Here is a 13,727-nt window from a genome sequence, read left to right as displayed (position 1 = left end):
CGGACCGTCCCGCGCACCCGGAACCGGGTCGGGGCCGGTACCCGAACGGATACCGGCCCCGATGGGGGAGTGCGCGGTGCGCGCCCTCCCGGAGCTGCCGTCTACGCCTTAGATGTCGTAGTAGAGCTCGAACTCGCGCGGGTGCGGGCGCAGGCGCAGGGAGTCGATCTCCTCGGTGCGCTTGAAGTCCACGTAGGTCTCGATGAGGTCCTTGGTGAACACGCCGCCCTCGAGCAGGAACTCGTGGTCGGCCTCCAGGGCCTCCAGGGCCTCGTCCAGCGACGCCGGGACGGTCTTGATGGCCTGGGCCTCCGCCGGGGGCAGCTCGTAGAGGTCCTTGTCCACGGGCTCCGGCGGCTCGATCTTGTTCTTGATGCCGTCGATGCCGGCCATCAGCATGGCGGAGAAGGCCAGGTACGGGTTGGCCGACGGGTCCGGCACGCGGAACTCGATGCGCTTGGCCTTGGGGTTGGAGCCGGTCAGCGGCAGGCGGATGCAGGCCGAGCGGTTGCGCTGGCTGTAGACCAGGTTGATCGGGGCCTCGTAGCCGGGCACCAGGCGGTGGAAGGAGTTCACCGTCGGGTTGGTGAAGGCCAGCAGCGCCGAGGCGTGCTTGAGCAGGCCGCCGATGTAGTAGCGGGCCGTGTCCGAGAGCTGGCCGTAGCCGGACTCGTCGAAGAACAGCGGCTCGCCGTCCTTCCACAGGCTCTGGTGGCAGTGCATGCCCGAGCCGTTGTCGCCGAAGAGCGGCTTGGGCATGAAGGTGGCCGTCTTGCCCGCCGCGTTGGCGACGTTCTTGACGATGTACTTGTACAGCTGCACCTTGTCGGCCTGCTGGAGCAGGGTGCCGAACTTGATGCCGATCTCGGCCTGGCCCGCGGTGCCCACCTCGTGGTGCTGGAGCTCGACCTCGATGCCCGACTTGATCAGCTGCTGCACCATGTCCGAGCGCAGGTCGCTGTAGTGGTCGACCGGCTCGACGGGGAAGTAGCCGCCCTTGTAACGGGGACGGTAGCCGCGGTTGCCGCCCTCGATGGCCGAACCGGTGTTCCAGGCGCCCTCGATCGAGTCGATCTCGTAGTAGCCGGTGTTGGACCGGGTCTCGAACTTGACGTCGTCGAAGATGTAGAACTCGGCCTCGGGGCCGAAGAAGGCGGTGTCGGCCACGCCGGAGCCGCGCAGGTAGGCCTCGGCCTTGCGGGCGACGTTGCGCGGGTCGCGGCTGTAGGACTCCAGGGTCAGCGGGTCGTGGACGAAGAACGTCATGTTCAGCGTCTTGTGCTTGCGGAACGGGTCCAGCACGCCGGTGCTCAGGTCCGGAAGCAGCAGCATGTCGGACTCGTGGATGGCCTGGAAGCCGCGGATCGACGAGCCGTCGAACATCTGGCCATCGGTGAACGTCGACTCGTCGACGTTCTCGGTCGGGAGGGTAACGTGGTTCACGCCCCCGAAAAGGTCCGTGAATCGGACGTCGAGGAACTTGACGTCCTCGTCCCGGATGTAGGCGAGCACCTCGTCGACGCTGCTGAACAAAACGAACCTCCGTGCAGGTGGCTGAGACGGTGGACCGGGGTCCGCCCCATCGCGGACACGTCGGATCGCGAGCCGTCTCCCGGCTTCGTCTCCGAAGCTAGGAGCGGGTGGTTTCCGCGCCATGTCTCGATTGTTTCCTGTATGTTACGGACCCGGCTGTTGTCGCAGACCACCGGGTCTGACCCGGTGATTCCGCCCTGTAGAGGTCGAAAAGGGACACGAGACGGCACTGTTTGTGGCCCCCGCCACGATCTCCGGTGTGACCTCCGCCATGATCGGCCGCGCGGGCGGTCACGGCCGCTCCGCCGCCCCGGGTACGGGCCCTCCGGCCGGGTGGATACCGTGGAGAGCATGAGCGACGAGAGCCGGGGCTCCGCCACCGCGGCGTCCGGGGACGACTTCCAGTACCGGGGCAACCGGCTCGGCCTGCCCGAGAGCGGCCCGGGTTCGGTGCCCGGTGTGATGCGCCGCCTGGTGGGACTCGTCCTGGACTGGATGCTGTCCCTCGCGCTCGCCTGGGGGGCCTACGGCGTCGGGCTGGTCGGCGCGGACGCCAGCCAGGCGGAGGCCGTCCCGATGGTCAGCAACACCGCCCTGGTCGTCTTCGCGGTCATGAACGTCCTCCTGCTCACCCTCTTCGGCACCACCGTCGGCCGCCGCCTGGTCGGCGTGGGCATCACCGCCACCGGCGAGCGCTCCTGGCCCTGGTTCGTGTCCATGACGGTGCGCACCCTCCTGCTGTGCCTGGTCATCCCCGCCGTCATCTACGACCGCGACACCCGCGGGCTGCACGATCGGGCCGCAGGGACGGTCGCCACCCGCTACTGAGGCCTCACAGGGGGTTCTCGGCGGACTGGGAGCCCGGGGCGTGCGTGGGCGCGGCCCCTCCGAGCTGCTGTTAACATCCGTTCATTACTTGGCCCGGGAACGGACCGAAACCCTGCGCGCTCGACTCCCCGCCCCCACGGGCCCCGTTCGCGCGCGGGGAACCGGGTCCGGACCCCGCGCGGGGACCCGGTCCCGGCGCGGAGCCCGTTCCCACCGGTGGGCCCCGTCCCCGCCGGGGGACCCGGCCGCCTCCCACGCACGCCGCCGCACCCGAAGGTTCGCATGGCTGGAAAACGCTCCGCCCCCCGCCCCTCGTCCGCCGCCGTGCACGCCGTGCGCATGTCCCCGGGGCAGTGGGTCGCCTGCGTGGCCACCGCCCTGGCCATCATCGCCAGCCTCGGCGGCTACGGCTGGTACCAGGGCATCGTCGGCAACATCACCACGGCGCAGGTGGACACCGACGCCTGGGACCGTCCCACCAGCGTCGAGGGCGTGATGAACCTGCTCATCATCGGCTCCGACGTCCGGTCGGGGGAGAACGCCAACTACGGCGAGGCCGAGGGCGCGCGCCCGGACACCATGCTCATCGCCAGCATCAACGTGGACAACGGCGCGGCCACGCTGGTCAACCTGCCCCGCGACCTGGTCGTGGACCTGCCCGGCTGCGAAGCGGTGGAGGGCTACGAGGGGATGAGCCCGCACAGCGGCATGATCAACTCGGCGATGACCTTCGGCGGAGTGGGCTGCCAGTGGCAGACCGTCGAGGAGGTCACCGACGTGCACTTGGACCACTTCGTCATGATGGACTTCACCGGGTTCAAGGACATGGTCGACGCCATCGGCGGCGTGGAGATGTGCGTCCCCGCGCCGGTGGACGACCCCAAGGCGCACCTGACGCTGGACGCGGGGATGCAGACCCTCATGGGTGAGGAGTCGCTGGGCTACGTGCGCTCGCGCTATGGCCAGGGCGACGGCAGCGACCTGTCCCGGATCGACCGCCAGCAGGAGTTCATGGGCGCCATGCTGCGCCAGGTGCTCAGCAGCGAGGTCATGACCAGCCCGGTGACCATCACCAACTTCCTCAGCGCCGTCACCGACTCGGTGACCACCGACGAGGAGTTGACCGTGGAGACGATGACCGACATCGCCATCTCCATGCGCGAGGTGGACCTGGAGCGCATCCAGTTCGTCACCGTGCCCAACGGCCAGCACCCCGCCGACGCCAACCGGCTGGCCATGAGCCAGCCCGCCGCCTCCGAGCTGTTCGCGGCGATCAACTCCGGCGCCTACCTGGAGGACGAGGAGCCGGAGGACGAGGGGGAGGAGTCGGAGGAGGGGTCCGGCGGGGCCGCGCCGGCGCCCGCCGACATCTCCGTGCAGGTCCTCAACAACACCGGTGTCTCCGGTCTGGCGAACGAGGTCCAGGGCGTCCTGCTGGGGGAGGGGTACAACGTCACCGGTATCGGCGAACCCGTGGTGCGCTTCCCCGAGCTGACCACCGTCTACTACGCTCCGGGTGAGGCGGCCGCCGCCGAACTGCTGGCGGGTTCGCTGGAGAGCGCGGTCACCGAGGAGGTCGCCGACCTCCCGCAGACCCTGGAACTGGTCATCGGCCAGGACTGGAACGGCTTCACGGGCGGGGGCGGCTCGTCCGGGTCCGAGGTCTCCATCACCGAGGACCTGGGCGGCACCACCGCGGCCGGGGCCCAGGAGAGCGCCTGCTGAGGGCCGATCACCGGCACTCGGGGACCGGTTCCGATCTGACACGGTACGTACCCGTCCGGTACCATCCGGCCGTTACGTCCGTGTCAGCTCGCGCGCAGTACGGCCTCCCCCACCGACCGGACCAGCCCTTGTCCCATACCGAATCGCAGGTGCCCTTTGGCTCCCAGAAACGCGTCCTCAGCCCTGGCGGGCAAGATGAGTGCCGGCCAGTGGGTGGCGTGCGGGGCGACCGGTCTGCTCATCGCGGCCAGTCTCACCGTGTACGCGGGCTACCGCGACGTCCTCAGCATCGCCACCGAGGAGGTCAACACCGACGCCTGGGGTGACCGCCCGGCCCAGGCGGAGGGCATCCACAACGTCCTGCTGCTGGCCACCGACCAGCGCGCGGAGGAGAACGCCGAGTACAGCGTGGCCAACGGCGTCCGCCCCGACGTGCTCGTCGTGGTGAGCGTCAACGTGGACGAGGGCGGGGTGACGATGGTCAACATGCCCCGCGACCTTCTGGTCCCGATGCCCGACTGCCCGGCCAACGGCGAGAACCCCGGGGTGACGGCGGGCACGGTGGACCAGCTCAACCACGCCATGACCTACGGCGGGATGGACTGCCAGGGCAACACGGTGGAGACGGTCACCGACATCCACCTCGACCACATGGTGATGGTCGACTTCGCGGGCTTCCAGGAGATCGTGGACTCCATCGGCGGCGTGGAGATGTGCGTCCCCGAGCCGATCGACGACCCCAAGGCCCACATCACGCTCGACGCCGGGACGCAGACCCTCGACGGCGAGCAGGCGCTGGGCCTGGCCCGCTCCCGGGCCAGCACGGAGCAGGGCAGCGACCTCAACCGGATCGAGAACCAGCAGCGCATGATGGGCGCCATCCTGCGCAAGGTCACCAGCGGCGAGATCATGTCCAGCCCCGCCACGCTCTACGACTTCATGGGCTCGGTCACCGACAGCCTGGTGACCGACGACGGGTTCACCGTGGACAAGATGACCGAGCTGGCCATCTCCATGCGCGAGGTCGACCTGGGCCGGATGCGGATGGTCACCGCCCCGGTCCTCGAGGCCCCGAGTGACGCGAACAAGCTGGTGCTCAACGAGGGCCCCGCCCAGGAGCTGTTCACCGCAATCGCAGCGGGTGAGTCCCTGCCCGAGGAGGAGGGCGGCGGCGAGGGCTCGGAGGAGGCCGTCGAGCCCGCGGACGTGTCCGTGCGGGTGCTCAACGGCACGGGGATCACCGGCCTGGCGAGCCAGGTCGGGACGCTGCTCACCGAGCAGGGGTTCAACGTCACCGGAGAGGGCGACCCGGTCGAGCGGACCCCCGCCGTCACCACGATCTACCACGGCCCCGATCAGCGCGCGCAGGCCGAGGAACTGGCCTCGGCGCTCAGCGTCGCCCAGCTGGAGGAGGTCCCCGACTTCGGCCCGGAGCTGGAGCTGGTGATGGGCGCGCAGGACTGGGACGGCCTGGCCGTGAGCGGAGGCGGCTCCGGCGGCGGGGGCGGGGGCGACGCCCTGGCCGGTCTGGGCGCCACCAGCGCCGCCGAGGACGAGGTCAGCTGCGAGTAGGCCCCCCGGAGGGCTCCAGGGCTCCGCAGACGCCGCACAGGCGTCCGCGGGGCCCTTTTTGTTCCTACGCCCTTGCGCCGCCGCAGGGCGGCCCCGAGGGGATGACAGGACCTGGCTTATCGTTTATCGTTACTATCGAATAGCGATAAGAGAAAGGCCGTCATGTCCCTTCGCAAGGCCCTGGACTGGTCCGGGGCGGACTCCGCTCTGCTCCGGTTCGTCCTTATTGTCCTCCTGGGCTTCCAGGTGGTCCACGGGCTCTTCCTGCTCGCCTGGAGCACCGGTCTCGTCCCCGCCGCCACGAGCGCGGGCCTCAACGTGCTCGTGCGGGACCTGCCCCCCGGCACGGCGCCGCGGCCGCCGGACGTCGCCGTGCGCGGCGACGTCACCGTCGAGGGGGCGGGCGGCATGGAGATCGCCTTCCACGACCCCTCCGTGGCCGAGCGCGTCATGCTCGTCGCCCCCGCCCTGCTCACCGCCCTGGCGGCGGGGCTGGTCGCCTATCTGCTGCTGCGCATGGTCCTGACCCTGGACGGGGGAGACCCCTTCGTCCCGGCGAACGTCCGTCGCATGTACGCCATCGCCCTGACGGTGGTCACCGGCGCCCTCGCGGTCCCGGCCGCGGAGGCCCTCCTCGGCGCCGTCCTGGAGCACCGGGCGCTGGGCGCGGACGCCACAGCGGTGTTCTCCCTCAGCCTGGACCTCGACGGCGGACTCCTCCCGCTGGTCGCGGTCGGCCTCGTCATCGCCGCCCTCGCCGAGGTCTTCCGCCGGGGCACCCGGCTCCGCGAGGACGTCGAGGGACTCGTCTGATGCCACCCGAGGAGGCCGCCGGCGTCCGTGTGCACCTGGACAAGCTCCTGGCCGAGCGCGGCATGACCCTCACCCAGCTGGCCGAGCGGGTGGGCGTCACCGTCGTCAACCTGTCGGTGCTCAAGAACGACCGGGCCAGGGCGATCCGCTTCTCGACCCTGGCCGCCCTGTGCCGCGAACTCCGCTGCCAGCCGGGCGACCTGATCAGCTACGACCCCGACTGAGCCGCGCCCGGGCACGTGCGAGAGGGGGCCGCCGCACCCGACGGTGCGACGGCCCCCTCGTCCGACTGCGGCCCCGGTCGGGGTCAGCCGCCCATCTGGCCGCGCATGCCCCGGGGCATCTTGGCGTTCTTGGGCATGGGCCCCTTGGGCATCTGCATCTTGGCGGGCAGCGCCTTGAGCCGGTAGTTCAGCTCGGCGGTCCCGGCCTTGTCCAGGTTGCGCGGGAGCCTGACCAGCGTGCGCTGGAGCTTGGAGACCGGCACCTGGTCCTCGCCGTTGCCCACCTTGAAGTCGTAGATGGGAGTGTCGTAGGCCACGCGGGCCACGCGCTTCTTCTCACCGGCGATCAGCGGCTTGAGGCGGCCGGGGTCGCCCTCGCCGACCAGGATCACGCCGGGGCGCCCCACCACGCGGTGCACGACGTCCATCTGCTTGTTGGCCGCCACACCCGGCTCGACCACCCAGTTGCCGCGCATGTTGTCCAGGATCGCCATGCCCGCGCCCAGGCGTCCGTCCAGCATCTTGTACTGCACGCGCTGCGCGGAGCGGGTGAAGATGATGAACCCCACCAGGAAGGCGACCGGCAGACCGGTCAGCGGCCACAGGATCCACGACCCGGTCCAGATGCCGATGCCGACGAACACCGCGAGGATGACCAACGCCGCCGTGACCGCCAGCGGGATGCTGCGCGGACTCTGCTGGTGGACGACCTTGGCGACCATGCCGATCTGCTTGAGACGGCCCGGCTGCTTCTCGGCACCGCCCTTGCCTTGGGCCGTGTTCTGTGAACCCTTGGGCTTTTTCGCCATCGTGCTCTCAGGCAGCTCACGCCGACGCCGGATCGGCGGGGAAGGAGATCCCTCGGCTGCCTTGCCTCCTCTTCGCGGTCGTCGTGGGTGCGGCGCCTCGCGGCGCCACCGACGGGCGCCTGTCCACATCAGGATATGTGCGGGTGCCCGTAACTGAGGAACGGTGGCCAGCGGGCCACCGTTCCAGCTTGGTCACGACTCGGGTGGAAAATCCGTTACGCGTTGTTCGCCAGGGCGGCGTTCTCGGCGTCCCTCTTCTCCCGGGCCTGCTTGTACAGGCGGCCCGCGCGGTAGGAGGAGCGCACCAGCGGCCCGGACATGACACCGGCGAAGCCGATCTCCTCGGCCTCCCGGCCCAGCTCCACGAACTCCTCCGGCTTGACCCACCGGTCGATCGGGTGGTGCAGCTTGGAGGGGCGCAGGTACTGGGTGATGGTCAGCAGGTCGCACCCGGCCTCGTGCAGGTCGCGCATGGCCTCGCTGATCTCCTCACGGGTCTCGCCCATGCCCAGGATCAGGTTCGACTTGGTGACGAGGTTGTCCGCGCGCGCCTCGGTGATCACCTTGAGGGAGCGCTCGTAGCGGAAGCCCGGACGGATGCGCTTGAAGATCCGCGGCACCGTCTCGACGTTGTGCGCCAGCACCTCCGGACGCGAGCCGAACACCTCGGCCAGCTGGTCGGGGTCGGCGTTGAAGTCGGGGATCAGCAGCTCCACGCCGGTGCCCGGGTTGAGCTCGTGGATCTTGCGGACGGTCTCGGCGTACAGCCAGGCGCCGCCGTCCTCCAGGTCGTCACGGGCCACACCGGTGATGGTGGCGTAGCGCAGCCCCATGGTCTTCACGGAGTTGGCGACCTTGGTCGGCTCCATGCGGTCCAGGGCGGTGGGCTTGCCGGTGGCGATGTTGCAGAAGTCGCACCGCCGCGTGCACTGGTCGCCGCCGATGAGGAAGGTGGCCTCGCGGTCCTCCCAGCACTCGTAGATGTTGGGGCACCCGGCCTCCTGGCAGACCGTGTGCAGGCCCTCGCTCTTGACCAGGGAGTGGAGCTCGGTGTACTCGGGCCCCATGTGCGCCTTGATCTTGATCCACGGCGGCTTCTTCTCGATGGGGGTCTCGCTGTTGCGCGCCTCCACGCGCAGCAGCCTGCGGCCCTCAGGAGCGATGGTCAACGTGAACCCGTTCCCTTCTGTGCCCCGTGCCGGGGACCCTTCCCCTCGTGGGGGCTCGGCGTCCCCGCGGGGACTGGCTCATGGTGTGGTGTGTCATCCACGCGCGGTGGCGCCGGAGAGCAGGTCCGCGCCGTCGGTGTGGCGGTACTCCCGCGCGCCGAGCAGGTCCGCCAGGTGGCGTTCCATCCGGGGCCGCGCGTCGGCCACGGACACGTCGCGCCCCAGCTCGGCGGAGAGCGAGGTGACCCCGGCGTCGGTGATTCCGCACGGGACGATCCGGTCGTACCACGACATGTCATTGTTGCAGTTCAACGCGAGCCCGTGCATCCCGACCCCGCGGGCGATCCGGCAGCCGATGGCGGCCACCTTGCGCTCGATGAGGCCGCGCTCGGGGTCGGCGGCCAGCCACACCCCGGTGCGCCCCTCCACCCGCATGCCGGTCAGGCCGTACTCCGCGACGGTGCGGATGACGGCCTCCTCCAGCATCCGGACGTAGGCGATCACGTCGACGGGGTCCGGCAGCCGGACGATGGGGTACACCGTCAGCTGGCCGGGGCCGTGCCAGGTGATCTTGCCGCCCCGGTCGATGTCCACCACGGGCGCCCCGGGATCGGTGATGGGACGATCCCACCTCCCGGTGCGCTTTCCGGCGGTGTACACGGGCTCGTGCTCCAGCAACAGGACGGTGTCGGGCACCTCATCGGCGACGCGGCTCTCGTGGAGCCGCTTCTGGAGATCCCAGCCCTGGTGGTAAGGGACGGGAGCGTCGCCCAGCCATGCGTAAACGAGATCACTCACACATCCAACCTTACGCCCCGGTGGACTGCGCGGGTCTGGCCAGGATGTCGGATAGCGCACTGTCCACGGTGGGCAGCGCGAAGGAATAACCGGCCTCCGTGAGGCGTTCGGGCTCGGCCCTCATGTCGATCAGCGCGGTCTCCTCGGCGAAGTCCCCCAGCAGCGCGCGCATCGCCAGCGCGGGGACCGGCAGGACGGCGGGGCGCCTCAGGGCGCGGCCCAGAGCCCTGGTGAACTCGGCGTTGGTCACCGGTTCGGGAGCGCACATGTTCACCGGCCCGGTGATCTCGGGGTGCTCCAGCAGGAAGCGCACGGCACCGATCTGGTCGCGCATGGCGATCCAGCTCATGTACTGGCGCCCCGACCCCAGGCGCCCGCCCAGCCCCGCCCGGTACAGCGGCAGCAGAGTGCCCAGCATCCCGCCCGAGCGGTCGAGCACCACCGAGGTGCGCATGTGCGCCACCGACAGGCCCGCCTCCTCGGCCGGGGCGGTGGCCTCCTCCCAGTCCCGGCAGACCCCGGCCAGGAAGCCGGTGCCCGGCGGGGAGGCCTCGGTGGCCGCCCGCCCGCCGGTGTCGCCGTAGAAGTGCATTCCCGAGGCGCTCAGCAGGCGCGGGGGAGGCGAGGACATCCCCGCCAGGGCCTGGCACAGGGTGCGGGTGCCGCGCACACGGCTGCGTCGGATGAGGGTGCGCCGGTGCCGCGTCCACAGGGCGGGGCCGACCGGCGCCCCGGCCAGGTGCACCACGGCGTCCGCCTCGTGCAGGGCCACGGTGTCCACCCGTCCCTGTTCGGGGCGCCACTCCGCCTCCTCCACGTCCGGGTGGTGCCGCCCCCGCGGCAGGTGGCGCACCATGCGCACCACCGTGTGCCCGTCGCCGAGCAGGGACGCCTCCAGCGCCCTGCCGATGAGACCCGTCGCCCCCGTGATAGCCACTCGCATGGTCCTGGGTCTACCCGAAGGAGGGCGGTCCTCGCGCGTGAAGACACACCAAACGGACGACGGAGGACACCCGCCCGGTTTTTCTTCGGCTTTTTCCTCGAAAGAGCTGCGCGAGGGGGCCTCGGTCTTCTAGTTTGAACGTGGGACAGGAACTCCGCGTCAACGCGGGGCTACTGTGGGCGACGCGCTGTCGGGCTGACTGCCGCGTCCCCGACCACAGACCTTTGATGATGGGGATCATCAGGGGATGGTGATTGGTGGGGTAGAAAGACGGGGCGGTGCCGAGAGGCGCCGCCCCGTCCACTTTCCCGCCGCGGGGCTCCGCGCCGCCCCCGAGGAGGCGCGGACCGCGGGTGCCTGAGAAGCCCGCGGGCCCCTCAGCCGGTCAGTCCAGGGAGTGTTCCGCGGAGGCTTCCGGAGCAGCGAGCGGCCGTCCGGGCCATCTCTCGCAAGACGGTTCGCGCAGGTCGGCCTGGTCGGCTTTTCAAGCGAAACCGGCGCAGCGAGAGGCAGCCCGGTGGTCGCGAGTCCGAAATGATCCGAGGAACACGACCTAACCGGGGTAGGGGCGCCGCTCCCGGGCTTCGCGCAGGGCCAGCGCCCACCACGCCAGCTGGCGCAGCATCCGCTCCACGGCGGCCTCCGCGGACGACATGTCCACCACCGGGGTCCCGTCCGGGCCGAACATCGTCTGCGCGTTGTGCAGGCTGACCGTGTCGCGGATCGTGGCGGTGTGCAGCTCCGAGAAGACCGACCGCAGCTGCTCGATCGCCCGCAGGCCGCCGGACATCCCGCCGTAGGAGACGAAGCCCACCGCCTTGCCGAACCACTCCCGGCGCGCGGCGTCGATGGCGCTCTTCAGCTCGCCCGGGTAGCCGTGGTTGTACTCCGGTGTCAGCACGACGTACCCGTCGGCCGCCTCCACCGTGCGCGCCGACTCCGGGGCCATCGGGCCGCCGTGGCCGTCCTGCGGGCTGATGTCCTCCACGTCGAGGAATTCGAACGCCACGGAGGGGTCCGGGTACTTCCGGGCCCGGTCCACGAACCAGCGGGAGACGGCGGGTCCGGTGCGGCCCCGGCGGTTTCCGCCGAGGATGACCGCGATCCGAAGGTTGTCCATGTGGGTCCTTGCTTCTCTGGTGCCGTCTCGGCCCACACGTGAGCGGGCACGTCGGGCGGGCACGCGCGGACCGGCTCAGGGAGCCGCGCGGCGCACCGTCGGTTCTCGGGTCGTGTTCCTCGGAGCATCTCGCTGATCCGAAAGCCTCCGCGGAGCACTCCCCAGGGGACAGGCCAACGCTAGGACCTCAACAGGTCTTGAGGTCAAATCGGACAACACATTCCCCTATAAAGGACGCGCCGGGCCGGGTGCCGACATGCGGCACCCGGCCCGGCGGGTGGTGTGGGGGCCTTCGCGGCCGGGCCTAAAGGCCCAGGTCGTCCTCGAAGGCGCCCTCCTCCAGACGCGCCTTCACGCTCTGGAGGAAGCGCCCGGCGTCGGCGCTGTCGATCAGGCGGTGGTCGTGGGCCAGCGACAGGTACACCATCGAGCGGACCGCGATCACCTCGTCGCCCATGGCGGTGTCCTCGACCACGACGGGGCGCTTGACGACCGCGCCGGTGCCCAGGATGGCCACCTGCGGCTGGTTGATGATCGGCGTGCCGAACAGCGCGCCGGTGCAGCCGGTCTCGGTGATGGTGAACGTGCCGCCGCCCAGCTCGTCCGGGCCGAGCTGGCCGGTGTGCGCGCGCTCGGTCAGGTCCTTGAGCCTGCGCGCCAGCTCCCCCAGGCCCAGCTTGCCCGCGTCCTTGACAACGGGGGCCAGCAGACCGCGCTCGGTGTCCACCGAGACGCCGAGGTTCTCCACGTCGTGGTAGGTCACCTCCTGCTTGTCGCTGTCGACCACGGCGTTGAGCTTGGGGTGGGAGCGCAGGGCCTCCACCGCGGCCAGCGCGAAGAACGGGAAGAAGTCCAGCCGCACGTCCTCGCGCTCGGCGAAGCGCTCGGCGGAGTGCTCGCGCAGGCGGGCGATCTTGGTGACGTCCACCTCGATGACCTGCGTGGTCGTGGCCGAGACGTGCAGAGACTCCACCATCCGGTCCGCGATGGACAGGCGCAGGCGGGTGAGCTTCTCGGTACGGCCGCGCAGGGAGGTGTCGGTGGCCCCCTTGCGCGGGGCCGAGGACGGCGCGGGGGCGGCGGCGCGCGCGGCGTCGGCCTTCTGCTCCTCGGCGGCCTTGAGCACGTCCTGCTTGCGGACGCGACCGCCCACGCCGGTGCCCTTGACGCGGCTGAGGTTCACGCCGTGCTCGGAGGCGAGCTTGCGCACCAGCGGGGTCACGTACGCCTCGGTGCCGGCGTCGGTGCCCGAGGCGCGGCCGGTGCCGCTGAGGGTGCCGATGTCCACGGACGGGCTCTCGCCGTCCTCGCCCCGGTCCGCGGCGGGCTCGGCCCCGGGCTCGGGCTCGGGGGCGGCGGGCTTGGCGGGTTCCGGCTTCGGCTCGGCCTTGGGCTCGGCCTCGGCCGGGGCGGCGCCCTCGGAGACGGCCGGGGGCTCGTCCCCGGTGCCGCCGATGACGGCGATCTCCGCGCCGATCTCCACGGTCTCGTCCTCGTCGACGAGGATCTTGGTGAGTACGCCCGCGACGGGTGAGGGAATCTCGGTGTCCACCTTGTCGGTGGAGACCTCCAGGAGCGGTTCGTCCACCTCGACGGTGTCGCCCACGCTCTTGAGCCACTGGGTGACGGTGCCCTCGGTGACGCTCTCGCCCAGGGCGGGCATGGTCACCGACGTGGTCGGTCCCTGCTCGGAGGACGAGGCCTGCGCGTCGGACCCGGACTGGGGCTCGGGCTCGGGCTCGGGCTCGGGGGCGGGCTCCTCGGCGGCCTCCTCCTCGGGCTTCTCGGTCTCCTCGGGCTCCCGCGCGGACTCCTCGGCGGCGGGCTCGGCGCCGCCCCCGTCGTCGGCGCTCTCGCCTTCACCGCCGATGACGGCGATCTCCGCGCCGATCTCCACGGTCTCGTCCTCGTCGACGAGGATCTTGGTGAGTACGCCCGCGACGGGTGAGGGAATCTCGGTGTCCACCTTGTCGGTGGAGACCTCCAGGAGCGGTTCGTCCACCTCGACGGTGTCGCCCACGTTCTTCAGCCACTGGGTGACGGTGCCCTCGGTGACGCTCTCACCCAGGGCGGGCATGGAAACGGAAGTCGGCATGGGTTTCCTCGTTGGATCTGGGCGCGGTCTCTGCCCAACCCCTTGATGGGCAGCGCGGATGTGTGCGGGGGCGGGCCCTTGCGGCCCGCCCCCGGTGG

Annotated in this window: 12 protein-coding genes; 5 read left to right on the top strand and 7 right to left on the bottom strand. The window is 70.7% G+C overall.

All coding sequences use genetic code 11. The features are described from left to right. Window positions 1–108 precede the first annotated feature (108 nt). Window positions 109–1,533, bottom strand: a complete 1,425-nt coding sequence (gene glnA / locus KGD83_RS20945; protein ID WP_013151983.1) for a type I glutamate--ammonia ligase — start codon at window positions 1,531–1,533, stop codon at window positions 109–111. A 351-nt stretch (window positions 1,534–1,884) separates the two neighbouring features. Between glnA and KGD83_RS20940 the strand changes: the two genes are divergently transcribed. The 5 genes from KGD83_RS20940 to KGD83_RS20920 all read left to right on the top strand — a co-directional run bounded on the left by KGD83_RS20940 (window position 1,885) and on the right by KGD83_RS20920 (window position 6,695). Next, window positions 1,885–2,361 (top strand): RDD family protein, encoded by a 477-nt coding sequence (locus tag KGD83_RS20940; RefSeq protein ID WP_212640790.1) that lies wholly within the window; start codon window positions 1,885–1,887, stop codon window positions 2,359–2,361. A 282-nt stretch (window positions 2,362–2,643) separates the two neighbouring features. Further along, window positions 2,644–4,086: an LCP family protein gene (locus tag KGD83_RS20935; RefSeq protein ID WP_212640789.1), complete on the top strand. Its 1,443-nt coding sequence runs from the start codon at window positions 2,644–2,646 to the stop codon at window positions 4,084–4,086. A gap of 195 nt (window positions 4,087–4,281) precedes the next feature. Continuing rightward, window positions 4,282–5,658 carry an LCP family protein gene (locus tag KGD83_RS20930; protein WP_212644531.1) on the top strand — a complete coding sequence of 459 codons (1,377 nt, stop codon included), beginning with the start codon at window positions 4,282–4,284 and terminating at the stop codon, window positions 5,656–5,658. Window positions 5,659–5,820: 162 nt separating this feature from the next. Next, window positions 5,821–6,471: a DUF2975 domain-containing protein gene (locus KGD83_RS20925; protein WP_212640788.1), complete on the top strand. Its 651-nt coding sequence runs from the start codon at window positions 5,821–5,823 to the stop codon at window positions 6,469–6,471. Then, on the top strand, window positions 6,471–6,695 hold the full coding sequence (locus tag KGD83_RS20920; protein ID WP_212640787.1) for a helix-turn-helix domain-containing protein: 225 nt from the start codon (window positions 6,471–6,473) through the stop codon (window positions 6,693–6,695). The genes KGD83_RS20925 and KGD83_RS20920 overlap by 1 nt, the downstream gene beginning before the upstream one ends. 83 nt (window positions 6,696–6,778) lie before the next feature. Here the strand turns inward: KGD83_RS20920 and KGD83_RS20915 are convergent, their stop codons facing one another. From KGD83_RS20915 to sucB, 6 genes are all read right to left on the bottom strand, one after another. Continuing rightward, entirely contained in the window at window positions 6,779–7,504 is a 726-nt protein-coding gene (locus KGD83_RS20915) for a DUF4191 domain-containing protein (protein WP_047867606.1), read from the bottom strand. A 215-nt stretch (window positions 7,505–7,719) separates the two neighbouring features. Continuing rightward, window positions 7,720–8,673 carry a lipoyl synthase gene (gene lipA, locus KGD83_RS20910; RefSeq protein ID WP_047867607.1) on the bottom strand — a complete coding sequence of 318 codons (954 nt, stop codon included), beginning with the start codon at window positions 8,671–8,673 and terminating at the stop codon, window positions 7,720–7,722. Between the two features lie 93 nt (window positions 8,674–8,766). Continuing rightward, on the bottom strand, window positions 8,767–9,471 hold the full coding sequence (lipB, locus tag KGD83_RS20905) for a lipoyl(octanoyl) transferase LipB (RefSeq protein WP_212640786.1): 705 nt from the start codon (window positions 9,469–9,471) through the stop codon (window positions 8,767–8,769). Window positions 9,472–9,481: 10 nt separating this feature from the next. After that, a complete protein-coding gene (locus KGD83_RS20900) occupies window positions 9,482–10,408 on the bottom strand; it encodes a TIGR01777 family oxidoreductase (protein WP_212644530.1) in 927 nt (308 codons plus the stop codon). Window positions 10,409–10,967: 559 nt separating this feature from the next. Then, the gene (locus tag KGD83_RS20895; RefSeq protein ID WP_212640785.1) at window positions 10,968–11,534 is read right to left on the bottom strand and encodes an NADPH-dependent FMN reductase; all 567 of its coding nucleotides are present in this window, start codon (window positions 11,532–11,534) and stop codon (window positions 10,968–10,970) included. Window positions 11,535–11,838: 304 nt separating this feature from the next. Continuing rightward, entirely contained in the window at window positions 11,839–13,611 is a 1,773-nt protein-coding gene (sucB, locus tag KGD83_RS20890; RefSeq protein ID WP_249352485.1) for a 2-oxoglutarate dehydrogenase, E2 component, dihydrolipoamide succinyltransferase, read from the bottom strand. Between the last annotated feature and the right edge of the window lie 116 nt (window positions 13,612–13,727).

Origin of the sequence: Nocardiopsis akebiae, assembly GCF_018316795.1 — a bacterium.
Lineage (GTDB): Bacteria > Actinomycetota > Actinomycetes > Streptosporangiales > Streptosporangiaceae > Nocardiopsis > Nocardiopsis dassonvillei.
The sequence above is the reverse complement of the archived record's forward strand: the minus strand, read 5'-3'. Positions and strand labels throughout refer to the sequence as shown.